The following is a 21,996-nucleotide window of genomic DNA, read 5'->3' as shown; positions in this document are numbered from 1 at the left end:
TCCTCCCGGGGATCTGCCGCCGGTCCAGGAGCCCTGGAACGGGGGCAGCAGGGGTGGTCCGAAGCTGGGCACCACGGTCTTCGGACCAACCGCATCACCTGCATGAACCCACCTCTTCGCGCCGCTGGCGCGGCGCTCGAGAAAGGCCCCTTCCCTTGGACATCACCGTGTACTCCAAGCCCCTCTGCGTGCAGTGCGACGCGACCAAGCGTGCACTCAACAAGGCGGGCGTGGCCTACGACGTCGTCGACATCACCGAGGACGCCGACGCCCTCGCCCGCATCAAGTCGATGGGCTACGTCCAGGCGCCCGTCGTCATCACCGAGCAGGACCACTGGTCCGGCTTCCGCCCCGACAAGATCAAGGCCGTCGTGGCCACCGCCGGCGCTGAGCGCAGCGCGACCGCGATCTGATCTGCTGCCGGAGTTCCAGGGACGTATCGGCGTGACGAAGCTCGTCTACTTCTCCTCGGTCTCGGGCAACACCCACCGCTTCGTCGAGAAGCTGGGGATGCCGGCCTCGCGCATCCCTCTGTATCCCCGGGAGGAGCACCTCGTCACCGACGAGGAGTTCGTTCTGGTGGTTCCGACCTATGGCGGGGGCAACGGCCGCGGTGCCGTGCCCAAGCAGGTCATCAAGTTCCTCAATGACGAACGCAATCGGATGAACATCCGGGGCGTGATCGGAGCGGGGAACACCAACTTCGGGGAGGCGTTCTGCTTGGCAGGAGACATCATCTCCGCCAAGTGCCGCGTCCCGCACATGTACAAGTTCGAGCTGTTCGGCACCCCCCGCGATGTGCAGCGGGTGCACGACGGATTGGAAGAGTTTTGGCGACCCTGACCGAGATGCCCCCGGTCGAGCACAACAAGCAGCTCGACTACCACGCCCTCAACGCGATGCTGAACCTCTACGGAGCGGACGGCTCGATCCAGTTCGACAAGGATCGCCTGGCGGCGCGTGAATACTTCCTGCAGCACGTGAACCCCAACACGGTGTTCTTCCACTCGCTGCGCGAGAAGCTCGACTACCTGGTCGAGAACAAGTACTACGAGCCCGAGGTGCTCGAGCAGTACGACTTCTCCTTCATCGAGTCGCTGTCGGAGCGCGCCTTCGAGAAGAAGTTCCGCTTCCCGACGTTCCTCGGCGCCTTCAAGTACTACACCTCGTACACGCTGAAGACGTTCGACGGCAAGCGGTACCTGGAGCGCTTCGAGGACCGCGTGGTGATGGTCGCGCTGACGCTCGCCGAGGGCGACGAGCAGCTCGCCCGCAACCTCGTCGAGGAGATCCTGGACGGCCGCTTCCAGCCGGCCACGCCCACCTTCCTCAACGCCGGCAAGGCTCAGCGCGGAGAGCTCGTCTCCTGCTTCCTGCTGCGCATCGAGGACAACATGGAGTCCATCGGTCGCTCCATCAACTCCGCGCTGCAGCTGTCCAAGCGCGGCGGCGGCGTCGCGCTGCTGCTGTCGAACCTGCGTGAGTACGGTGCGCCGATCAAGCACATCGAGAACCAGTCCAGCGGCGTCATCCCCGTCATGAAGCTGCTCGAGGACTCCTTCTCCTACGCGAACCAGCTCGGTGCACGTCAGGGCGCGGGCGCGGTGTACCTCAACGCCCACCACCCGGACATCCTGCGGTTCCTCGACACCAAGCGCGAGAACGCGGATGAGAAGATCCGCATCAAGACGCTCTCGCTCGGTGTGGTCATCCCCGACATCACCTTCGAGCTCGCCAAGAAGAACGAGCCGATGTACCTGTTCTCCCCGTACGACGTGGAGCGCGAGTACGGCAAGCCCTTCGCCGAGGTCAACGTCTCGGACACGTACCACGAGATGGTCGACAACCCCCGGATCTCCAAGAAGAAGATCAAGGCGCGCGACTTCTTCCAGATCCTCGCCGAGATCCAGTTCGAGTCCGGCTACCCGTACATCATGTTCGAGGACACGGTGAACCGGGCCAACCCGATCCCCGGCAAGGTCACCCACTCGAACCTGTGCTCCGAGATCCTGCAGGTCTCGACCCCCTCGTCGATGAACGTGGACCTCACGTACGACGAGCTGGGCCGCGACATCTCCTGCAACCTCGGCTCGATGAACATCGCCAAGGCGATGGACTCCGAGGACTTCGGGCTCACCATCGAGACCGCGATCCGTGGCCTGACCTCTGTGTCGGACCACTCGGACATCGAGTCCGTGCCGACGATCGCCGAGGGCAACCGCAAGTCGCATGCCATCGGTCTGGGCCAGATGAACCTCCACGGCTACCTCGCCCGCGAGTCCATCTTCTACGGCTCCGACGAGGGCCTGGACTTCACGAACATGTACTTCTACGCGGTGACGTTCAACGCCATCAAGGCGTCGAACAAGATCGCCAAGGAGCGCGGCGAGGTCTTCCACGACTTCGAGAACTCCGCCTACGGCACCGGTGAGTACTTCGACAAGTACATCGACAAGGTCTGGGAGCCCCGCACCGACAAGGTCCGCGGCCTGTTCGAGAGCTCCAGCGTGCACCTGCCCACCCAGGAGGACTGGAAGCAGCTGCGCGAGGAGGTCCGGGCCCACGGCATGTACAACGCGTACCTGCAGGCCGTGCCGCCGACCGGGTCGATCTCGTACATCAACCACTCGACGAGCTCGATCCACCCGATCGTCTCCAAGATCGAGATCCGCAAGGAAGGCAAGATCGGCCGGGTGTACTACCCCGCGCCGTACATGACCGACGACAACCTCGAGTACTACGAGGATGCGTACGAGATCGGCTACGAGAAGATCGTCGACACCTACGCCGAGGCCACGCAGCACGTGGACCAGGGCCTGTCGCTGACGCTGTTCTTCCCGGACACCGCCACCACGCGCGACATCAACAAGGCGCAGATCTACGCATGGCGCAAGGGCATCAAGACGCTCTACTACATCCGCCTTCGCCAGATGGCGATCGAGGGCACCGAGGTCGAGGGCTGCGTCAGCTGCATGCTGTGAGTCTCTGACCCGACGACGAGGGCGGGCATCCGGATCACCGGATGCCCGCCCTCGTCGTCGTTGCGGGTGCCGCTTGGAATGCTCGCCGTCGCCGTCGCCGTCGCCGTCGCCGTCGCTGTCGTCGCGTTCGTCCCCGCCCCCATTGCCTCGACTGCCCAGACCAAAGTGTCGGACGCAGTTCAGCAGGTTGGATCCACTGGGTATGGTGGTGCCGACAGCCCACCGGAGCGAAGGAGCTCGCATGTCCACGACACGACCTGCCATCCCCCAGACCGCACGTCCCGTTTCCGTCGAAGGCTCCGGGGAGGCAGGCGGACGGCCCCGCGTCGTCATCGCCGTGGACCTGCCCGAGGAGCTCTGTCGGACGATCGAGGAGGCCGAGCCGCGCGTCGACGTGATCCGCGACCATCGTCTCTACCGCCCCCGCCGTGGCCCCGCGGACTGGGCCGGCGACCCCGAGCACGTGCGCGGCCCCGAGGAGCAGGCGGCCTACGACGACATGGTCGATTCCGCTGACGTCCTGTTCTCCCTGCCCGACGTCGACCCGTCGGCCCTGCGTCGCACCGCCGACGCCAATCCCCGTCTGCGCTGGGTGCAGGCCATGGCCGCAGGGGGCGGCTCGCAGGTGAAGGCCGCCGGCCTCGATGCGGCCGCGCTGAAGCGGATCACGGTCACCACCACCGCCGGGGTCCATGGCCGCCCGCTCGCCGAATTCGCCCTCTTCGGAGTTCTTGCCGGCGCCAAGACCCTCCCGCAACTCACCGCCCAGCAGCGGGAGCACGAGTGGAGCGACCGCTGGGAGATGCGGCATCTCGACGAGATGACCGTGCTCGTCGTGGGCCTCGGCGGCATCGGTGCCGCCTGCGCCGCGCTGTTCTCCGCCGCCGGCGCCCACGTGCTCGGCACCACCCGCAGCGGAACGCCCGTCGAGGGCGTGGACGAGCTCATCCCCGCTGACGAGCTCGCCCTCGCCGCGGCTCGGGCGGATGCGATCGTGGTGACCCTTCCCGGCACGGCCGCGACCGACGGGCTCGTCGGCGCCGACGTGCTCGCCGCCGCGAAGCCCGGGGTGATCGTCGTGAACGTCGGGCGCGGCACCGTGATCGATGAGCCGGCCCTGGTGGACGCGCTGACGAGCGGTCAGGTCGGCTTCGCCGCGCTGGACGTCTTCGCGACCGAACCGCTGCCGACGACGAGCCCGCTGTGGGATCATCCTCGTGTCCTGGTCAGCCCTCACACCGCCGCGCTGTCCTCCCGCGAGGAGGAGCGGATCGTACGGCTCTTCGTCGACAACCTGGGCCGCTTCCTCGATGGCGGTGAGCTCCGCAATGTGGTGGATACCGTCGAGTTCTACTGACCATCACTGCATCACTGCATCACTGCATCACTGCATCACCGCATCACCGCGCAGCCTCATGACTGCACGACCGCACAGCCGCACGACAGCAGGATCGTACGAGCGCACAGCCGCACGACTGCGCGGTGCACGGGCGACCCGGACGCCTCCGGGATCGCTACGGGGGCAGCCCGGCCTGCTCTGGCCCGCTGCGGGCCGCCCATGCTTCCGAAGGAGGGACCTACCGTGACCAGCCCTGAGACCCGAGACCCATCGCCTGCGGTGTCCCGAGCGATGGGGATCCTGCGCGCCCTCGAAACGGCCGGCGCTCCCCTCACGCTCTCCGAGATCGCGCGGGACATCGGGATCGCCAAGTCCTCGGCATCGAACATCTGCCAGGCCCTCGAGCACGAGGGAATGATCCAGCGGGCGGAGAACGGGTACCGCCTGGGTCTGCGCACGGCAGAGATCGGTGCGGCCTTCGCCGCACAGTTCAACCAGGTGCGCGAGTTCTTCGCCGTCGTCGAGTCGGATCCGCTGCTGCGCGACCAGGTCGTGCAGATCGCCATGCTCGACGCTCCGGATGCAATCTACCTCGCGCGCCACGAGGGTCGTGCAGAACGGCTGGGCACGCCGCTCGGCTCCCGGCTGCCGCTGATCTACTGCGCCGTGGGCAACGCGATGCTGCTCGCGATGGGGGAGGGCGAGCTCGACTCCACGCTCACCGCATCATCCTTCACGCCGAAGACCGAGCGTTCCGTGACGACGTCCGCGCAGGTCCGCGCGAAGGTCCTGGAGGGCCGTGAACGCGGCTACGCGATCGATCGCGGCGAGTCCTTCGCCGGAGTCCACGGCGTCGCGGTGCCGCTGGATCCATGGCAGCCCGGGGATCCGCGCATGGCCCTCGGCGTCGCCCTGGGCGCCTCCGAGGCCGACGACGAGACGGTCGCCGCGATCGGCACGGCGCTCCTGGCGGCCGCAGAACGGCTCACCAACCCGTTGTCGCGCCGACCCGACTGATCGTTTCCGCCCGATCACGGCCCTGCGATCACCGCGTCCCGCGGCCCCGGCGCCTCGGGGCTGCCGCCTCTGCGTGGGCCCGGTCGCCCCCGAGATCGCCGCGTCCTCGCACGCGGTGAGCGCCCGCGACCCGCCCAGTGTTCAACTGGTTGCACTGCGTTCGCAAACGAGTACAGTGGGCGACGCCCCGCGGCCCTCGCTGCGGCCCGGCACACAACCGTCGCATCGAAGGAGATGCCATGACCTCGACGACGAGCAGCCCCCGACCGGCGGGCGCACAGCACCTGTCCGACAAGGAATACGCCGACAACCTCCGTCGTGCCACGCTCTCCTCGAGCATCGGCAGCGCGATGGAGTACTTCGACTTCGCGATGTACGGCCTGATGACCGCGCTGGTCTTCAACACCCTCTTCTTCCCCGAGGGCGACCCGGCGATGAACACCGTCGCAGCGTTCGGGATCTACGGCGTCGGCTTCGTCGCACGCCCCTTCGGGGGGTTCCTCTTCGGCTCCCTCGGGGACCGGGTGGGCCGCAAGTGGGTCCTCGTGGTGACCGTACTGCTCATGGGCGGCGCCTCCACCCTCATCGGCGTGCTGCCCACCTTCCACCAGGCCGGCTACCTCGCCCCGATCCTGCTGGTGATCCTGCGTCTGCTGCAGGGACTGGGGGCGGGCGCCGAGCAGGCCGGTGCCACCGTGCTGATGGCCGAGTACGCCCCGGTGCGCCGCCGCGGCTTCTTCTCCGCGCTGCCGTTCATCGGGATCCAGGGCGGCACCCTGCTCGCAGCGCTCGTGTTCTCGCTGCTCACCCTCATGCCGGAGGCGGCATTCCTCTCCTGGGGCTGGCGCCTGCCGTTCCTCGCCTCGTCGGTGCTGATCCTCGTGGCTCTGCTGATCCGCTCTCACCTGCGCGAGACCCCCACCTTCGTGGAGCTGGAGAAGCACGAGCAGGTCAGCGAGCGTCCGCTGCGCGAGATCTTCACTCGCGGCCGCGCCGGCGTGGTGGTGGGCATCGGGCTGCGCATGGCCGAGAACGGCGGCAGCTACATGTTCCAGTCCCTCGCGCTCGCCTTCGTCACCTCCGCCGCGATCGGTCTGGACCGCGGGATCGTCACCTGGGGCGTCACCCTCGGCTCGCTCATCGGAATGATCACCGTGCCGCTCAGCGGTCATCTCTCGGACCGCTTCGGCCGCGTGCCCGTCTACCGGGCAGGTGCGGTGTTCATGCTGGCCTACACCTTCCCGGCCTGGTACCTGCTGTCCGTCGGCGGCGAGCTGGTCGCCGTCGCCATCATCGCCATCGGGATCGGCATCGCCGTGAACACCATGCTCGGCCCGCAGTGCGCGATGCTGCCGGAGCTGTTCGGCGCCCGTCACCGCTACCTCGGCGTCGCCATGGCCCGCGAGATCTCCGCCGTCCTCGCCGGCGGTCTGGCCGGCGTGCTCGGCGCGGCCCTGCTCGCCTGGACCGGTGGGAACTGGATCGTGCTCGCCGTCTACATGGGCACCCTCGCCTCGATCACCGTCGGTGCGACGTTCCTGGTCCCCGAGACCCGTGGCCGGAACCTGCTCGCCATCGAGGACGCCCTGCGCATCTCGCAGGACGAGTGGAGCGACAACGGCGACAACGCCGACGACGCGGACGGCCCGACGGGGCGCGAGCAGGCGCCCGCATCGGACCTGGTGCCGGAGAGCCTCGGCGCCGCACACCGCTGACCATTCGTCCTGGGCTCCTGGGCTCCTGGGCTCCTGGGCTCCTGGGCTCCTGGGGCCGCTGGCCGGCGTCCCGGATGGCGTCAGCTCCGCCCGGCTGCCTGCGGATCGTGCCGGCCGTAGGTCAGTCGCCGCAGCAGCAGCTCCGCCGGGCCGCGCAGCTTCTGTGCATCCATCCAGGCCGCGATGGGCAGGGAGATCAGCCAGACGCCGATCGCGATCCCCACGGCCGACGCGGTGCTCAGGCGCACGCCCAGTCCCAGCCCCCATTCCGCCATCAGCGGCGCCAGCATCAGGGACTGGAACAGGTAGAAGGTCAGCGAGCGCTGCCCGACCGCGCTCAGCGCGCGAGTCAGCGCACGCGGCTCAGCGGCGGTCGTCGTGACCACTGCGGAGGCCGACGCGCCGTAGGCCCGGTGGGCCGGTGTCAGCGCGGCCTCGGCAGCCGCTGCTTCTCGACGTCGTACCTTCCGTGACGCTCTGTCCGTGGGGGCGGCGGCCTGGTCCGGGCCCGCGGTCGGCTCCGTGGTCGCGGTGCTCCGGACACGCCCCTCGGCGTGCGCTGCGAGCAGACCGAATGCCGCCGCATAGCCGACGCCGCAGGCCACGCCGGCCAGGGAGTTCAGACCGCTGAAGGCCCAGCCCACCGACTCCGGCAGACCGATGGCACCCGTGATGAGGAGGGCGTCGGGCACTCCGCCGAGCCAGCCGATGGTGATGCCGACGATCGCCGTCCGCGTGAGCAGGTGTGTGTGCCGCCAGGGTTCGTCCAGCACGCGGTGGCGAGCGGCGACCCATCCCAGCAGGACGGCCAGCGGGGTCAGGAGCAGCGCGCCCGGCAGGAGTCCCATGGCCCAGACCGCCAGGCGAGCGAGGATCGAGACCAGGTACGGCTGCCCGTAGGCGTAGTCCCGCACGAGTCCCATCCCGAAGGATCCGGACTCCATGGAGGCGATGACCTCGGGCGGTGCGAAGTAGACCAGCGAGATCGCGCTGACGATGCTGAACAGGGCGAACAGGACCATCAGCGCGATGAGCACGCCGATCCAGATCATCAGGGTGCGTGTTCGTCGGCCGAAGAAGATCCACACCAGCAGCAGTCCGGCGACGGCGTACGCCCCCAGGATGTCGCCGTAGAACAGCAGAGCGGCGTGCAGCAGCCCCAGCAGCAGCATCGCCCAGTGGCGTCGGCGCATCATCACGCGCACGATGCGAGGTGCCATGCCGCGATCGAGACGAGAACGGTAGAACTGCACCATCCCGTAGCCGAAGAGGAACGCGAACAGGGGCATCGCCCGGTGGTCGACCGCGACCGTCATGAGGACCTGCACAGCCCAGTCGACGGAGCTCTGAGCGGGGACGTGCGGGGTCATCCCCACGGATCCCTCGTGACCCCAGAGGTACCAGGAGACGTTCGCGATCGCGATCAGCGCGAGCATGAGGCCACGGGCGATGTCCGGTGCCAGGGAGCGGCGCGGGGCGACCCGCGGAGCGGTCGGGAGCGGGTCGGTGGCCGGGGTGGGCACGGCGGTCACGTCGGGGCCTTCCTCTGCGACGGCGCGCCCGGATGCCCAGCGCTGCTCGCTGACGGGGCGCCGCGTCGTCCTCCGAACCTAGGGCATGTCTCTAAAATAGGTGGTTGAGCCACTGGATGATCGCGCGGAGGACGGCTCCGGCGCGGTAGGTCAGGCCGAGTTTGTCGTAGCGCGTGGCCAGGCCGCGCCATTGCTTCACGTCGCTGTAGCCACGCTCGATGACGTTGCGGCCGCGGTAGGCCTCGGCGTCCAGTCCGACAGGGCGACCGCCGCGTGACCCGCGGTTGCGGCGGTGTTGCTGCTGGTCGCGAGGTTCGGGAATGACTGCCTTGATGCCTCGACGCCGAAGTGTCTGGCGGGTAGCGCGGGAGGAGTAGGCCTTGTCGCCGCGCAGCATGTTCGGTCTCGTGCGTGGCCGCCCGGGTCCCTTGCGGGCGACGGAGAGGGCATCGAGCAGTGGGGCGAGCATCGGTGAGTCCCCGCCCTGCCCGGGCCCGCACAGGATCACCAGCGGCAGGCCGTGGCCGTCGACGAGCTGATGAATCTTCGTCGAGAGCCCGCCACGGGAACGACCCAGCGCGTGATCAGCCGGCTCGACGCGGAGATTCTTGTGGTTCCACAGCGCCCCCCGTGGTGCGCTCGAGGTTCGTGCCGTGCTGGTGAGCGCGGCAGATCGTGGAGTCGACCGCGACCGACCAGTCCAGCTCACCATCCGCGTCGGCACGGACCAGGAGCGCGTCGAGGACCTGGTCCCAGGTGCCGTCGGCGGCCCAGGCGCGGTGGCGCTTCCACACCGTCTGCCAGGGCCCGAAGTCGGCCGGGAGGTCCCGCCAGGCAATCCCGCACCGGTAGCGGTAGATGATTCCCTCGACCACCTGCCGATGATCCCTCCTCGGCCTTCCCGACCAGGGGCGCTGAGCGGGGAGCAAAGGCTGGATCGTCTCCCACTGGGCGTCGGACAACACGCTTCGTCGGCTCATCCACCCACCATCACACCCCGAACTCCCACAAACTTAGGAGACACGCCCTAGTGCTGCACCGGAAGCTTGTCGCGCGACGAAAGTCGGGTGACTGTCACGGATCGCCGTGACAGCTCTCAGCGACGTGCGGGTCCGTTCTGGGTGCCGGGACTCGCCCGCGACGCGCCGGGGTGGGCCGCGGGGCACCGAAATCGGTCCGAAGGAGCACCGCTCCTCGGCCCCCGTGCAGGTCGCGGGCACGCGGGGGAGTGTGGGCGGACGTGGTGTCCAGAGACACCCGCGCGGGGTGAGCGGGGTGGGCCCTTCCGGGGTCGCCACTGCCTAGACTGGCGGGGAGCTATACCCCCGATTCTTTGCGACAGTGAGGCTGCGGTGAACGACCACCTGAAGACGACGGTCCAGGCGATCAACTGGAACCGGATCCCGGATCCGAAGGACCAGGAGGTATGGGACCGCCTCACCGGCAACTTCTGGCTGCCGGAGAAGGTCCCGCTGTCCAACGACGTCCAGTCGTGGAACCGGCTGACCGAGCAGGAGCAGAACCTGGTGATGCGTGTGTTCACCGGGCTCACCCTGCTGGACACGGTGCAGGGCACCGTGGGCGCTGTCTCGCTCATCCCGGACGCGATCACCCAGCATGAGGAGGCCGTGTACACCAACATCGCCTTCATGGAGTCGGTGCACGCGAAGTCCTACAGCCAGATCTTCTCCACGCTGGCGAACACCAAGCAGATCGACGAGGCCTTCCGCTGGAGCGAGTTCAACGAGCCGCTGCAGAAGAAGGCGAGGATCGTCATGGACTACTACACGGGCGATGATCCGGAGAAGCGCAAGGTCGCCTCCACGCTGCTCGAGTCGTTCCTGTTCTACTCCGGCTTCTACCTGCCGATGCACTACTCCAGCCGCGGCGAGCTCACGAATACGGCGGACATCATCCGCCTGATCATCCGTGACGAGGCGGTGCACGGCTACTACATCGGCTACAAGTTCCAGAAGGCCGTGGAGAAGGCCAGCCCGGCGCGCCAGGAAGAGCTCAAGGACTACACCTACTCGCTGCTCATGGAGCTGTACGAGAACGAGGAGGAGTACACCGAGGATCTCTACGATCCGGTGGGCTGGACCGAGGAGGTCAAGACCTTCCTGCGCTACAACGCCAACAAGGCGCTGATGAACCTGGGCTACGACGGCCTGTTCCCGCAGGACCAGGTCGAGGTCAACCCGGCGATCCTCGCCTCGCTCTCGCCGAACGCCGACGAGAACCACGACTTCTTCTCGGGCTCCGGGTCGAGCTACGTCATGGGCAAGGCCGTCGAGACCGAGGACGACGACTGGGACTTCTGAGTCCACGGGGCTGATGCCTCCGGGATCCGGTCACGACCGCTCCCCGCGCGACGCCGACGGCGCCGGACGATATCGTCCGGCGCCGTCGTTCGTCGTCCGGGACTGAGGGGTAAGGGAGCTCCGCAGATCGCGCCGATGACCGTCTCAGTTCGTGCTGCAGGTCTCGTCTAACCGTGCGGTCAAACGTCTGACCTGCATAAACAATCGCATCCCGGACATCTGGGAACTCCTGGAGCACAATGGCGGGTGCAACATCCTTTCTCTTCCCCTCGTAGAACGGACTGTGACCATGGGACTCATCGGCGCAATCATTTCCTGGATCATCATCGGCGGCATCATCGGCCTCATCGCCCGGGCGCTCATGCCCGGCAAGCAGGCCATGGGCCTCGGCCTGACGATCGTGCTCGGTGTCATCGGCGCGATCGTCGGCGGCTTCATCGGCGGACTCCTCGGTGGGTCCGGCGTCAGCGGCATCATGAGCAACCCGTGGAGCATCGGGACCATCGTGCTCGCCGTCGTCGGCGCGCTGATCGTCATGGTCATCTACGGCCTCGCGACCAAGAACCGCGTGTGAACTGACATGCTCCACGACCGTTCGCGGTCGTGACGCCACGGCGTCGTCCCGGTTCTCCGGGGCGGCGCCGTCGTCGTGCGCCCGGTGGCCGTCAGAGGGGACGGTCCGCGATCCGGCGGCCGGCTTCGTGCACCGCGACCCGCCCGGAGGACCAACGGGCGGTGTCCGCAGCGAGGTCCTCGACCTGCTCGGGGTCGACCAGCACCGTCAAGGTCGCGGCCCGGGAGGAGTAGGTCGTCGGCTCCACCTGTCCTCCGTGGGCAGCGGCCCAGATCCGCACCGCGTTCTCCGCGATGCCGATCTCGGCGAGCGAGACCTCGAGCTCGGCGACGACCAGCTCGGTGCGGCGCAGCACCGTCGCCGCCGCGACCGCCTGCTCGACGCCGGCGGTATAGGCACGCACCAGGCCTCCGGCCCCCAGCTTCACCCCGCCGAAGTAGCGGATGACGATCGCGAGGGTGTCGACGAGGCCGGCGTGCAGCAGCGACTGCAGCATCGGCATCCCGGCGGTCCCGGACGGCTCGCCGTCATCGCTCGAGCGATTCACCTCGGCATGCTCGGCCGTCTCGCCGATGACGAGCGCGGTGCAGTGGTGACGGGCATCGGGATGCTCGCGCCGAGCCGCTCGGACCAGGGCGTCGACCTCGTCGACCGCGCTCACCCGATGCAGGCGGGTCAGGAAGCGTGACCGCTTCTCGACCAGTTCCGTCTCGACATCGGCAGCGAGGACGAGGGGAGCGGACATGGTTTGGAGTCTAAGGCTGGTCGCCGCTCCGGGGCGATAATGTGGCTGTGGCTGTGGCTGTGGCTGTGGCTGTGGCTGTGGCTGTGGCTGTGGCTGTGGCTGTGGCTGTGGCTGTGGCTGTGGCTGTATCGAGGCATCGACATGATCCGCTCTGGAGGACCCCGTGACCGTTCCGCACTCTTCACCCGGCCCGCAGCAGGGCCCGCAGTCGGGGCAGTCAGGCCCCTACCAGGACCCGCGGCCGGGTGTGCAGCAAGGACAGGCCCCGGCTCCCGGCCCGCGGCCCCGGGGGACGGGCAAGGCCCCGACGATCCTGATGATCATCGGCAGCGTCGTCCTCGTGCTCTCCCTGGCCATCGGCATCACCCTCGCGGTGATCGGCATCAGCACCACGTCCGGCGGGATCAAGACCATCGAGGTGTTCGACAGCGGCAGCGGCGGCGTCGCCGCCGAGGAGGGGGACGTGCTGCAGCTCTACAAGGAGGCGGGTACCTCGGATCCCAGCTGCCGGATCACGGGACCGTCCGAGGGAGCCGTCGGCGAGGGCACCATCCAGACCAGCGCGACCACGGTGGACGGCGAGCAGTGGCAGTCCTTCGACTCGGTCACCGCGCACGAAGCCGGCGTGTACCGCGTGGACTGCGCGGGCACCCCAGTCGCGGTGGGTCCGCCCGTCTCCCTCGTCGGCATCTTCGGCGCCGTCGGCGGCATCCTGCTCGGCCTGGGCGGTGGGTTCCTCGGCCTCGTGCTCCTCGGCCTCGGTGTGCTGTTGCTGGTGCTGCGGAAGCGGGAGGTGCGGGAGTGAGCCATCCGGTGCCCGGGTCGAGCGCGACCCGGGGGAGCGGCTCGGGGAGCACCGCGGGCTCGGTGAGTTCGGGGTGACCCCGTGATCGGCGGGTTGATCGGTAGCCACGGCGTCAGCGGTATCGACGTGACCAGTGGGATGCGCGGGGCCGCCGCGGTCGACCGCACGCGCTGCCGTGGATTCCGGGCGCGCTGAGCGCACCTTCACGACCCCTCGGCACGCGAGAGGGGCCCGCCCGGAGCTGATCAGCTCCGCACGGGCCCCTTCTGCGCGACATCACCGGGCCGCGGGGAGCGGCCTCGGCAAGGACTCAGGCGTCCTCGGTCACCAGCGGGTACACGCCGTTCTCGTCGTGCACCTCGCGGCCGGTCACCGGCGGGTTGAACACGCACACGCACTTGATCTCGGTGCGCGGGCGCACGATGTGCTTGTCGTGGTCGTTGAGCAGGTAGAGGCTGCCGGGGGCGAGCTCGTGGATCTCGCCGGTGGCCAGGTCCTCGATGGTGCCCTCGCCCTGGGTGATGAACACGGCCTCGATGTGGTTCGCGTACCAGAAGTAGCTCTCGGTCCCGGCGTACAGCGTGGTCTCGTGGACGGAGAAGCCCACGCCCTCCTTCGCCAGGATGATGCGCTTGGAGCGCCAGTTCTCCGACTTGATGTCGGCGTCGGTGTCTTCAACATCTGCGAGAGTGCGAATGAGCATGGGGGAGGTGTCCTTCCGTGGAGGGTCTGTGGTCGTGCGGCTGAGCAGGCGCTCAGGGCGTCGGCCCGCACCCCGGGAGGGGAACGGGCCGACGTGACTGGGGGATCAGGCGCTGAGGGCCTCGTCGACGGCGCTCTCGATGATGTCCAGCCCGTTGCTGAGCTGGTCATCGGGGATCGTGAGCGCGGGCAGCAGCTTGACGACCTCGTCGGACGGACCGGAGGTCTCCACCAGCAGGCCCTCCTCGAAGGCGCGCGAGGTGACCTTGCCGGCGAGCTCGCCGGTGGGCAGCTGGAGACCGCGGGCGAGGCCGCGACCCTTGACGATCAGCTCGTGCTGATCGGCGTGGCGGGCGGCGATCTGGTTGAAGCGGCCCTCGATGTAGGCGCCCTTGGCGATCGTGGACTTCTCCAGCTCGTCATCGCTCCAGAACAGCTCGAAGGCCTTGGTGCCGGAGGCGAAGGCGGGGCCGAAGCCGCGGAAGGTGCCGTTGTGCTCGCCGGGCTCCCAGATGTCCAGCTCGGGCTTGAGCAGGGTGAGGGCGAGGGGCATGCCGTAGCCGCTGATGGACTTCGACAGGGTGATCATGTCGGGCTTGATGCCGGCCTCTTCGAAGCTGAAGAACCCGCCGGTGCGGCCGCAGCCCATCTGGATGTCGTCGATGATCAGCAGGATGTCGTGCTTGGTGCACAGCTCGGAGAGCCCGCGCAGCCACTCGGCGCGGGCGGCGTTGATGCCGCCCTCGCCCTGGACCGTCTCGACGATCACGGCGGCGGGCTTGTTCAGTCCGCTGCCGCCGTCGGTGAGCAGGCGCTCGAGGTACATGAAGTCCGGGACGACCTGGCCGAAGTAGTCGTCGAACGGCATCGGGGTGGCGTGGACCAGCGGGATGCCGGCACCGCCGCGCTTGAGCGAGTTGCCCGTGACGGACAGCGCGCCGAGGGTCATGCCGTGGAAGGCGTTGGTGAAGTTCACGACCGACTCGCGGCCGGTGACTTTACGGGCCAGTTTCAGCGCGGCCTCGACGGCGTTGGCGCCGCCCGGGCCGGGGAAGGCGACCTTGTAGTCGAGATCGCGGGGCTCGAGGATGAGCTCGTTGAAGGTCTCGAGGAACTGGCGACGCACGTCGGTGAACATGTCCAGGCCGTGCACGATGCGGTCCTCGAGGAAGTGGTCGATGACGACCTTCTTCAGCTCCGGGTGGTTGTGGCCGTAGTTCAGGGTGCCGGCGCCGGCGAAGAAGTCGGTGTACTCCCGACCGTCGTCGTCGACCAGCGTGGAGCCCTTGGCGTGCGTGAACGTGGTGGGCCAGCTGCGCGAATAGCTGCGGACGTCGGACTCGAGATCGGTGGCTGCGTTGGCTGCTGCAATCGTCATGATGTCTCCTCGGGGTGGCGGTCGGTGGTCAGGGGTGTCGGGGCGCGCAGAAGCGCCCGCGTCGACGGGTCGTGCGGTTCGTGGCGGCTCAGGAGCCGGGGGTGAGGCCTTCGATCACGTGGAGCAGCTCCGCGTCGTGGCCGGTATCGGGGAAGTCGGATTCCTCGAAGAGAGGCTCGATGCGGTGCTGGGCGTCGTGGCGCTCGGCGAAGGAGGCGAACAGCCGCTGGGACGCGGCGTTGTCCTCGGTGATGGTGGTCTCGAGGGTGCGTACACCGGGGAGCCCGGTGAGCAGGTCGTCGAGCATCCGGGCGGCGACGCGGCGGCCGCGCGCTGATTCATCGACGGCGATCTGCCAGATGAACAGGCATCCCGGATCGGTGGGGCGCAGGTAGCCGACCACGAAGCCGGCGACCTCGCCGTCCAGCATCGCGATGCGGGAGGTCTGTGCGAAGTCCCGTGCGAGCAGGAGGTAGGCGTAGGAGGTGTTCAGGTCCAGCGTCCCGCTGTCGCGGGCCACGCGCCACATCTGGGCGCCGTCCCGGTGGACGGGGGTGATGATCTCCAGATCGGAGCTCTCGGCAGTGGATCGGGTCGTACCTCGAGGTGAAGGGTGGTCGTCGGATCGTGTCGTCAGCTGGCCCATAACGGTCCCCAACGCTATCGAGAGTCGCGACGAATGTGGACCCGGGTCCCCGGTTCAGGGGGTCCGCCTCGGAGTGTCGTAACGAAAACGTGATCGTCGGGGGTCCGACGGTCGGATTGTCCGACAACCCGGTTCCATTCAGCCTGAGCTGGGGTTTTGCTGGTGGTGCCGGGGTGCTTCCGGGTGGTCGGAGTGGTGGGGTGTGCAGTGCGTCACGCGTTCGGTTGGCGAGACGATCGCTACGCGTGCGCGGGTACGTAGGGGAGCCGGGGTCGACGCGGAGCCGAGTCGGTCGCGGGGCGGGCGTCCCACTGTCGATACCGTCATGCCCATGACACCTCTCGAATCGCTCAACGAGTTCCTCGGAAATGCCGAGGGCTGGCTCTGGACCTGGGCAGGGATGCCCGTGGTCATCGTGCTGGGCCTCTACTTCACGATCCGGTCCAAAGGCGTCCAGTTCCGGATGATCCCCGCCATGTTCGGCGCGATCGCGCAGAAGGCGCAGCGGGAGGAGGTCGACGACGGCGCGAAGGGCGAAGGGCGCACGCAGCGCACCAAGTCCCTCAGCGCGTTCCAGGCGTTCTCCATCTCCGCCGCAGCGCGCGTGGGCACCGGGAACATCTCCGGCGTGGCCGGGGCGATCTTCCTCGGCGGCCCGGGCGCGGTGCTGTGGATGTGGGTGATGTGCCTGCTCACGGGCGCCGCCAGCTTCATCGAATCGACGCTCGCCCAGCTCTGGAAGACCCGGGCCGACGACACCTACAAGGGCGGCCCGGCGTTCTACATCGCCCGAGGCCTCGGCAGCCGCAAGTTCGGCCTGTTCTTCGCAGTGCTGTTCATCTTCTGCTTCGCCTTCGCCTTCACCTCGCTGCAGGCCAACACCATCGTCGACGCCTTCACCGGCGCTGTCGCGGTCTACACCGATCCCGAGGGCCTGCCGTGGCTGCCGATCGTGCTCGGCGTGCTGCTGGCGCTCCTCACCGGCGTGATCGTCTTCGGCGGCATGCGCCGCGTGGCCACCGTGGCCCAGAACATGGTGCCGATCATGGCCGCGATCTACCTGCTGGTGGGCATCATCATCGTGGGCATGAACATCGGCGAGCTGCCCCGCGTGGTCAGCCAGATCGTCACCGAGGCCTTCAGCCCGCAGGCGTTCATCGGCGGCGGATTCGGCGCCGCTCTCGTCAACGGTGTGCAGCGCGGCATGCTCTCCAACGAGGCCGGCATGGGCTCGGTCCCCAACGTCGCCGCCACCGCCTCGGTGAGCCACCCGGTCAAGCAGGGCCTCGTGCAGACCCTCGGCGTCTACTTCGACACGATCCTGATCTGCTCGATCACCGCGTTCATCGTGCTGGTCGCCTTCCCGGACATCTCCGTCGGCGGCGAGGGCCTGGTGATGGTGCAGCAGTCGCTCTCCGACAACCTCGGCGCCTGGGCGGCGATCCTGCTGGCCGCGATCATGTTCCTGCTCGCGTTCACCTCCGTGCTGGGTAACTTCTCCTACGGCGAGGCGAACATGCACTTCATCACCTCCAAGCGCGGTTGGCACCTCGCCTTCGGCGCCGCGGTGACCGTCCTGGTGTTCATCGGCTCGGTGATCGCCGTGGACCTCGCCTGGACGATCGCGGGTGTGAGCATGGTGTTCATCGCCCTCATCAACCTCGTGGTCATCGCGATCCTCGCGCCGACCGCGTTCAAGCTGCTGCGCCACTACAACGCGCAGCGCGCTCAGGGCCTCGACCCGATCTTCCTGGCTTCGGACCTGCCCGAGATCAAGAACGTCGAGGTGTGGGTCGACGAGGACGTCTGCGACTACCAGGACGCCCGACGAGAGGATCAGGCGGCGGCCAGATGATCGCCGCAGCGGCCCCGAGGACGGTCTTCGACGATTCGACCGGCCCCTACCCTGGACGGCGATGAGACGAGTCGCGCCCTGTGCGCCCCAGGGTCGCCAGCACTGGATGGACCTGCTGCGAGGCGGGGCGATCCTGCTGGTGATCGCGCACCACCTGCGGCTGGTGCAGCAGATCTGGGACGGATCCGCGCCGCACGCGATGGTCGTGCTGTCCGAGGCGACAGCGCCGTTCCGGATGCCGGTGCTGCTGTTCGCCTCCGGACTCCTGCTGGCGCGATCGCTCGAGAAGCCGACCGGCCGCTTCCTGGCCGGGAAAGCCCGGGCACTGCTGTGGCCGTGGCTGATCTGGTCGGCGATGATGCTGCCGATCATGGGCTGGGAGTTCGGCCGGGACCCGCTGTGGTGGGTCAACGGGACCTACACGTGGTTCCTGCTGGTGCTGTTCCTGTACTACGCGGTGGGCCTGCTGACACGGTGGATCCATCCCGGGTGGCTCGCGCTCGCGAGCGTCGCGGGGTGGACCCTGCCGCCGCAGTTCGGTGTCGAGTACGACGTCGCCGGGAACCGGCCGGACAAGTTCCTCTTCTACGCAGTGTTCTTCTTCGCCGGAGCAGCGCTGCGACGCACCCTGGCGGCGGGCGCTGTCCCGGTCGCTGTCCTCGTCCCCGCGCTGCTGATCGCCGCGGGATGGGCTGGCTACGCAGCGCGGATCGACATGGAGCCGGCGATCCCTGTCCTCACCCAGGTCGTCGTGCTGATCGGGGTGCTCGGCGCCGTCGGGGCCGCACAGAGGATCCCGCGTGCGGGTCCCGTCCGCCTGCTCGAGCGGCTGGGCCGGAACTCGATCGTCCCCTACCTCGTGCACCTGCCCGTGATCGAACTCATCTGCCGCAACGTCGACCTGTCGCCGAGCGGGGCCACGTTCGCGCTCTACGCCCTGGTGACGCTCGCGATCTGCGTGCTCGCGATCCGGCTGCGCCCAATGACCGGATTTCTCTATGCCCTCCCCGCGCGGCGACGCTCCGCGGGAGAGCCGGATCCGGCTCCGAGGAGCGGGATCGACGTTCACGAGAGCGAGCCCGCGCCGGTAGGATGAGCTGGCCCGCTCGGCGGGCACGGGCCTGTAGCTCAGTCGGCAGAGCATCGGACTTTTAATCCGCGGGTCGAGGGTTCGATCCCCTCCGGGCCCACCGCAGGTCAGGCCGGAGAAGTTTCCCCTAGGGGAAGGGCTCCGAACCGGGTTTGACAGCAGCTTTGACAGCAACGCGGCTGTGCGGGCAACGGTCTGGCGGTAACGCGATCATCGAAGCGGGAGCCAACGGGCGGTTCCGACTACACGTCGGTTGTACGTCTGAGAAGCTACCGGTATGACCCAACTCTTGCTCCGTATCGTTGCGACTCCGCTAACTCACTTGGAGCTGGCGAGGGGTCGCGGCTTGCCTAATAGGCACTGATTCGGTCGAACAAGATTCACGAATCATCGATTGCGTGTATCGCCAATATCGCCCCAGGCGATCTTACGGGAGGGTTTGATTGTGGTAGTGAAGGCGACTGACCATTACGAGCGCACAGAGTCGATACTCTACAAGACGAGCGAGTTGGCAAATTACATCGCGAAGATTGAGGAGTTGGCGGAAGGGCAGGATTGTGACGTTTATTGGCGCGGGCAATCGAATCATACCTGGCCCATCACTTCCTCACTGGTTCGCCGCGTGCAGAAGGATGATTTGACTGATCGCGACTTGAGTAACAAGGAGAAGGCGATCCTTGCTGACGCGAAGAATTGGATTACTGCAGAAACGACCCCTGATCTTCGAACTGATCTTGAGTGGCTCGCGTATCTTCAGCATTACTGGGTGCCGACGCGACTCATAGACTTCACTCCGGATGCATTTACGGCAATCTTCTTTGCGAGTGATTCTCATGACGAGATCGACGGTAGGCTCTTTGCGGTGCTGGTCAAGAAGGATGACCCAGTACTAGAGGGTGATACGGAATACAAAATCGAGTCTACGCCAAGTGATTCTGTAAGGGTCTTCAAGCCAAAGCCTAGCGTTTCGCCACGGTTGGCGGCGCAGAAGGGTGTCTTCCTATTGGGGAAGCTCCCTTCGACTCATGTCGTCCGGTGGGTGAAGGATGATCTCCTTGGCGCGACTAGACCTATGCTCAAAGACGAAGTTGCCAGCGTTATGTCGCTCCCATTCAGCTTCAGGCCCCTTGAGCAGAAGTTTCGAGGAACGTCGCGCGCAGTCCACTCTTACACTGCCAGAATCCATATCAATAAGCCGTCAGTTCGTCGAGAGCTACGCAAGAATGGGGCCGGGAGGAATAGCCTCCGACCTGACCTTCCAGTTAATCACGCCTTTTGTTACCCGGACGTTGAAGGCATGCGAAGATATTCGCCGATCTGGTCAGATGTGTTTCCGGGGGTGACGTCGATCTAGGGTCAAACTGGATGAGGTGCTGATTGATAATGGTGGAACAGTGTCATGTCCAGCAGCTCGCTCAGTATTGTTGTGGCGCAGGGATCGGTAAAGGGTATTGAGAATGCGGTCTATCTCGTATGAGGCTGAGTAGCTCGGCCTCGCTCACCGGCCTCTGCCAGGCGTCCCACCCCACATGGACCTGTCGAGGGAGATCGGCGTTCATCGCCGTGCGCGCGTGGGTGTGCCCGTGAAGGAGCCAGTGGTCGGATTCTTCCAGTTGCCACGCGCGGAATCGTTGGTCGTCCTGGCTGGCTGTTCTGTAGGGGAAGTGGGAGAGCATCATCGGGAGCCGGCCTGAGCTGCCTCCGGGGATCGTGACCCGTGCTGCAGTGCAAACGTACTCGATCCCGTTGCGGAGCAGCTCTTGCGGAGCGGAGATGGCCCGTTCGCGGAAGTAGGGGTGCGCCCGGTCGTGGTTCCCCAGGACGAGCCGAATGCGCCCGTTGAGACGACGGAGGGTGTCCGCGATCTCGGCGCTGTGCTTAAGGGTGAGGTCGCCTAGGTGCCAGACGACGTCCTCAGCGCTCACCACGCTGTTCCACGAGGCGACGACGTTTTCGTCATGAGCGCGCAGCTGCTCGAGGGTGACGTCGTCCCGGGTGTCCGCGCCAGGGGCATGCCCGCGCTGAAGTGCCATCAGACGGTGGCCGAAGTGGGTGTCGGCGGTGAAGAACGTCCGGACGCTGTCAGTGCTCATCGTGACCTTCCCTCATATTCGCGCGTTCCTCGTCAGGGCAGCCGTCCCAGCGGTCGCTGAAGTCCTTGGCGATGGCGAGGGCGACGGGGAGCTCGTAGCTGGCGTCGACGGTCACGTTGACTCGAAGCGCGGCCGTTTCGAGAGCCATCCGGAAGTAGTGGCAGACCGACCGCAGGCCCCACAGCTCCTTCAGGATGGCGGCGACGTCGCTGTGTCTGAGGTGCTGGGGCACTGGCACTGCGACGACCTCTTCGGCGATTGCCATCAGCAGCTCGACGGTGAGCGGGCGATGGCCGCAGTCGGACCATTCGAGGCCCTCGGACTCCTGCTCCCAGATGTCGGCGACACACACGTGCTCCGGTGAGGGGTCATCATCGACCAGCGGGAGACGGCGCCACGCGTCGTCGGCGAGGGGAGGGACCCGGGCAGGATCGAGACCGAGCTCGGCGCTGGTCCGCTTCTCGGCATCGGGCTGGAGTCGTCGTGAGCGGAGCACCTTCGCTCCGAAGCCCTGGTTCCAGATCGGTCGACACTGACCGATGTGTTCGTACACTTCCTCTGATCCGATGCGAACGCGGTCGTAGTGCTCGTCTCCGAAGAGGACGATGCGCCCTGCGATCGGCTCCCGGTGCCACACTCCCGTGTTCGCCAGGTACGCATGCTCCGACATGCCGTCGTCGGCGACGATGATGCCGTTGTCGTCGGGGTGGTGGTCGTGGAAGACGCGGTAGAAGTCGACCATCGTCAAGCGTCGCCGAGCAGCAGCGTCCAGGATTCTGCGTACTTCTCCGCGAGCCGGCTCCTGGTCGTGCCGTCGAGTAGTGCGGCGCGCTCCGGATCGGTGTTGTCGATGAGGTCTGCAGTCTTTACGACTCGAGCCACTGCATGGGCGCGGATGGCCGCGAAGTAGTCGGTTCGTGTGACGCCGGGCTTCTTCGTCAGCCGGTCCACCGCGTCGAGGACGAGCTGGGGGAATCCCTGCTCGCGCAGATCCACGAGGGTCACGTCTGTGTCTTCGACGACGTCATGGAGCCAGGCTGCCGCGATGCATTCGGTCCGAAGATCGGCCGGAGCGATGAGCGCTGCGCGCTCCGCGACGCGACGGGGATGGTCGATGTAGTCCAGGCCAGACTTGTCGGTCTGTCCGGCATGGGCTCGGTGCGCGATGGCTTCGGCGCTTTCGATGGGATCCAAGGCGAACCT

21 protein-coding genes and 1 tRNA gene are annotated in these 21,996 nt (G+C 67.2%); 13 read left to right on the top strand and 9 right to left on the bottom strand.

Annotation, left to right across the window (positions count from 1 at the left end; genetic code table 11):
* Nucleotides 1-155 precede the first annotated feature (155 nt).
* The 6 genes from nrdH (at nt 156) to CIK81_RS11350 (ending at nt 7,052) form a co-directional block, all read left to right on the top strand.
* Nucleotides 156-413 carry a glutaredoxin-like protein NrdH gene (nrdH, locus tag CIK81_RS11375; protein WP_158542007.1) on the top strand — a complete coding sequence of 86 codons (258 nt, stop codon included), beginning with the start codon at nt 156-158 and terminating at the stop codon, nt 411-413.
* A 31-nt stretch (nt 414-444) separates the two neighbouring features.
* Complete coding sequence (gene nrdI / locus CIK81_RS11370) at nt 445-843, top strand: class Ib ribonucleoside-diphosphate reductase assembly flavoprotein NrdI (RefSeq protein ID WP_096166605.1); 399 nt, start codon at nt 445-447, stop codon at nt 841-843.
* A gap of 5 nt (nt 844-848) precedes the next feature.
* Nucleotides 849-2,981: a class 1b ribonucleoside-diphosphate reductase subunit alpha gene (gene nrdE / locus CIK81_RS11365; protein WP_096197868.1), complete on the top strand. Its 2,133-nt coding sequence runs from the start codon at nt 849-851 to the stop codon at nt 2,979-2,981.
* Between the two features lie 241 nt (nt 2,982-3,222).
* Nucleotides 3,223-4,338: a D-2-hydroxyacid dehydrogenase gene (locus CIK81_RS11360; RefSeq protein ID WP_096197862.1), complete on the top strand. Its 1,116-nt coding sequence runs from the start codon at nt 3,223-3,225 to the stop codon at nt 4,336-4,338.
* Nucleotides 4,339-4,563: 225 nt separating this feature from the next.
* Nucleotides 4,564-5,337: an IclR family transcriptional regulator gene (locus CIK81_RS11355; RefSeq protein WP_241964131.1), complete on the top strand. Its 774-nt coding sequence runs from the start codon at nt 4,564-4,566 to the stop codon at nt 5,335-5,337.
* A 239-nt stretch (nt 5,338-5,576) separates the two neighbouring features.
* Nucleotides 5,577-7,052, top strand: a complete 1,476-nt coding sequence (locus tag CIK81_RS11350; RefSeq protein ID WP_096166602.1) for an MFS transporter — start codon at nt 5,577-5,579, stop codon at nt 7,050-7,052.
* An 80-nt stretch (nt 7,053-7,132) separates the two neighbouring features.
* Here CIK81_RS11350 and CIK81_RS11345 read toward each other — a convergent pair whose 3' ends face one another.
* Together CIK81_RS11345 and CIK81_RS11340 are read right to left on the bottom strand one after the other, a co-directional pair.
* Nucleotides 7,133-8,584, bottom strand: a complete 1,452-nt coding sequence (locus CIK81_RS11345) for a DUF418 domain-containing protein (RefSeq protein ID WP_241964130.1) — start codon at nt 8,582-8,584, stop codon at nt 7,133-7,135.
* Nucleotides 8,585-8,675: 91 nt separating this feature from the next.
* Nucleotides 8,676-9,564 (bottom strand): IS5 family transposase gene (locus CIK81_RS11340; protein WP_241963980.1). Its coding sequence is split into 2 segments (ribosomal slippage): nt 8,676-9,200 and nt 9,202-9,564, totalling 888 coding nucleotides; the frame shifts between segments, so codons are not numbered across the junction.
* A gap of 372 nt (nt 9,565-9,936) precedes the next feature.
* Here CIK81_RS11340 and nrdF point away from each other — a divergent pair.
* Both nrdF and CIK81_RS11330 read left to right on the top strand, forming a co-directional pair.
* A complete protein-coding gene (gene nrdF, locus CIK81_RS11335) occupies nt 9,937-10,905 on the top strand; it encodes a class 1b ribonucleoside-diphosphate reductase subunit beta (protein ID WP_096166601.1) in 969 nt (322 codons plus the stop codon).
* Nucleotides 10,906-11,194: 289 nt separating this feature from the next.
* The gene (locus CIK81_RS11330) at nt 11,195-11,479 is read left to right on the top strand and encodes a GlsB/YeaQ/YmgE family stress response membrane protein (protein WP_096166600.1); all 285 of its coding nucleotides are present in this window, start codon (nt 11,195-11,197) and stop codon (nt 11,477-11,479) included.
* 91 nt (nt 11,480-11,570) lie between these two features.
* Here CIK81_RS11330 and CIK81_RS11325 read toward each other — a convergent pair whose 3' ends face one another.
* Nucleotides 11,571-12,224 (bottom strand): YigZ family protein, encoded by a 654-nt coding sequence (locus CIK81_RS11325; protein ID WP_096166599.1) that lies wholly within the window; start codon nt 12,222-12,224, stop codon nt 11,571-11,573.
* Between the two features lie 316 nt (nt 12,225-12,540).
* Here CIK81_RS11325 and CIK81_RS11320 point away from each other — a divergent pair, with 316 nt between their 5' ends.
* A complete protein-coding gene (locus CIK81_RS11320) occupies nt 12,541-13,029 on the top strand; it encodes a hypothetical protein (protein WP_096166598.1) in 489 nt (162 codons plus the stop codon).
* 310 nt (nt 13,030-13,339) lie between these two features.
* On the opposite strand, the gene CIK81_RS11315 is transcribed toward CIK81_RS11320, so the two are convergent.
* The 3 genes from CIK81_RS11315 to ectA all read right to left on the bottom strand — a co-directional run bounded on the left by CIK81_RS11315 (nt 13,340) and on the right by ectA (nt 15,755).
* Nucleotides 13,340-13,732, bottom strand: a complete 393-nt coding sequence (locus CIK81_RS11315; protein ID WP_114355724.1) for an ectoine synthase — start codon at nt 13,730-13,732, stop codon at nt 13,340-13,342.
* Between the two features lie 105 nt (nt 13,733-13,837).
* Nucleotides 13,838-15,109, bottom strand: a complete 1,272-nt coding sequence (gene ectB / locus CIK81_RS11310; protein WP_096166596.1) for a diaminobutyrate--2-oxoglutarate transaminase — start codon at nt 15,107-15,109, stop codon at nt 13,838-13,840.
* Between the two features lie 88 nt (nt 15,110-15,197).
* The gene (gene ectA, locus CIK81_RS11305; RefSeq protein ID WP_096166595.1) at nt 15,198-15,755 is read right to left on the bottom strand and encodes a diaminobutyrate acetyltransferase; all 558 of its coding nucleotides are present in this window, start codon (nt 15,753-15,755) and stop codon (nt 15,198-15,200) included.
* Between the two features lie 331 nt (nt 15,756-16,086).
* On the opposite strand from ectA, the gene CIK81_RS11300 reads away from it, so the two are divergent.
* The 4 genes from CIK81_RS11300 (at nt 16,087) to CIK81_RS11285 (ending at nt 20,054) form a co-directional block, all read left to right on the top strand.
* Complete coding sequence (locus CIK81_RS11300; RefSeq protein ID WP_096166614.1) at nt 16,087-17,610, top strand: sodium:alanine symporter family protein; 1,524 nt, start codon at nt 16,087-16,089, stop codon at nt 17,608-17,610.
* Nucleotides 17,611-17,671: 61 nt separating this feature from the next.
* Nucleotides 17,672-18,706, top strand: coding sequence for an acyltransferase (locus CIK81_RS11295; RefSeq protein ID WP_096166594.1), 1,035 nt, complete (start codon nt 17,672-17,674; stop codon nt 18,704-18,706).
* A gap of 21 nt (nt 18,707-18,727) precedes the next feature.
* A tRNA-Lys gene (locus CIK81_RS11290) sits at nt 18,728-18,800 on the top strand.
* Between the two features lie 351 nt (nt 18,801-19,151).
* On the top strand, nt 19,152-20,054 hold the full coding sequence (locus tag CIK81_RS11285; RefSeq protein ID WP_158542006.1) for an FRG domain-containing protein: 903 nt from the start codon (nt 19,152-19,154) through the stop codon (nt 20,052-20,054).
* Between the two features lie 61 nt (nt 20,055-20,115).
* On the opposite strand, the gene CIK81_RS11280 is transcribed toward CIK81_RS11285, so the two are convergent.
* From CIK81_RS11280 to CIK81_RS11270, 3 genes are read right to left on the bottom strand one after another with little or no spacing between them, the layout of a single operon-like run.
* Nucleotides 20,116-20,793, bottom strand: coding sequence for a metallophosphoesterase family protein (locus CIK81_RS11280; protein ID WP_114355722.1), 678 nt, complete (start codon nt 20,791-20,793; stop codon nt 20,116-20,118).
* A complete protein-coding gene (locus CIK81_RS11275; protein ID WP_114355721.1) occupies nt 20,783-21,535 on the bottom strand; it encodes a hypothetical protein in 753 nt (250 codons plus the stop codon). Before CIK81_RS11275 ends, CIK81_RS11280 begins: the two co-directional genes overlap by 11 nt.
* 2 nt (nt 21,536-21,537) lie before the next feature.
* Nucleotides 21,538-21,987 (bottom strand): HD domain-containing protein, encoded by a 450-nt coding sequence (locus CIK81_RS11270; protein WP_114355720.1) that lies wholly within the window; start codon nt 21,985-21,987, stop codon nt 21,538-21,540.
* Nucleotides 21,988-21,996: the final 9 nt, after the last annotated feature.

The organism is Brachybacterium sp. JB7, from assembly GCF_003335205.1.
Taxonomy (GTDB): domain Bacteria; phylum Actinomycetota; class Actinomycetes; order Actinomycetales; family Dermabacteraceae; genus Brachybacterium; species Brachybacterium alimentarium.
Note: the sequence above shows the minus strand (reverse complement) of the source record. Positions and strands in the feature narration are given on the sequence as shown.

Bases quoted from the DNA above. Each gene is read 5' to 3' on its own strand.
- nrdE (WP_096197868.1), top strand. From the start codon at position 849: ATGCCCCCGGTCGAGCACAACAAGCAGCTCGACTACCACGCCCTCAAC.
- CIK81_RS11360 (WP_096197862.1), top strand. From the start codon at position 3,223: ATGTCCACGACACGACCTGCCATCCCCCAGACCGCACGTCCCGTTTCC.
- CIK81_RS11350 (WP_096166602.1), top strand. From the start codon at position 5,577: ATGACCTCGACGACGAGCAGCCCCCGACCGGCGGGCGCACAGCACCTG.
- CIK81_RS11330 (WP_096166600.1), top strand. From the start codon at position 11,195: ATGGGACTCATCGGCGCAATCATTTCCTGGATCATCATCGGCGGCATC.
- CIK81_RS11325 (WP_096166599.1), bottom strand. From the start codon at position 12,224: ATGTCCGCTCCCCTCGTCCTCGCTGCCGATGTCGAGACGGAACTGGTC.
- CIK81_RS11320 (WP_096166598.1), top strand. From the start codon at position 12,541: ATGATCATCGGCAGCGTCGTCCTCGTGCTCTCCCTGGCCATCGGCATC.
- CIK81_RS11315 (WP_114355724.1), bottom strand. From the start codon at position 13,732: ATGCTCATTCGCACTCTCGCAGATGTTGAAGACACCGACGCCGACATC.
- ectB (WP_096166596.1), bottom strand. From the start codon at position 15,109: ATGACGATTGCAGCAGCCAACGCAGCCACCGATCTCGAGTCCGACGTC.
- ectA (WP_096166595.1), bottom strand. From the start codon at position 15,755: ATGGGCCAGCTGACGACACGATCCGACGACCACCCTTCACCTCGAGGT.
- CIK81_RS11300 (WP_096166614.1), top strand. From the start codon at position 16,087: ATGACACCTCTCGAATCGCTCAACGAGTTCCTCGGAAATGCCGAGGGC.
- CIK81_RS11295 (WP_096166594.1), top strand. From the start codon at position 17,672: ATGAGACGAGTCGCGCCCTGTGCGCCCCAGGGTCGCCAGCACTGGATG.
- CIK81_RS11280 (WP_114355722.1), bottom strand. From the start codon at position 20,793: ATGAGCACTGACAGCGTCCGGACGTTCTTCACCGCCGACACCCACTTC.
- CIK81_RS11275 (WP_114355721.1), bottom strand. From the start codon at position 21,535: ATGGTCGACTTCTACCGCGTCTTCCACGACCACCACCCCGACGACAAC.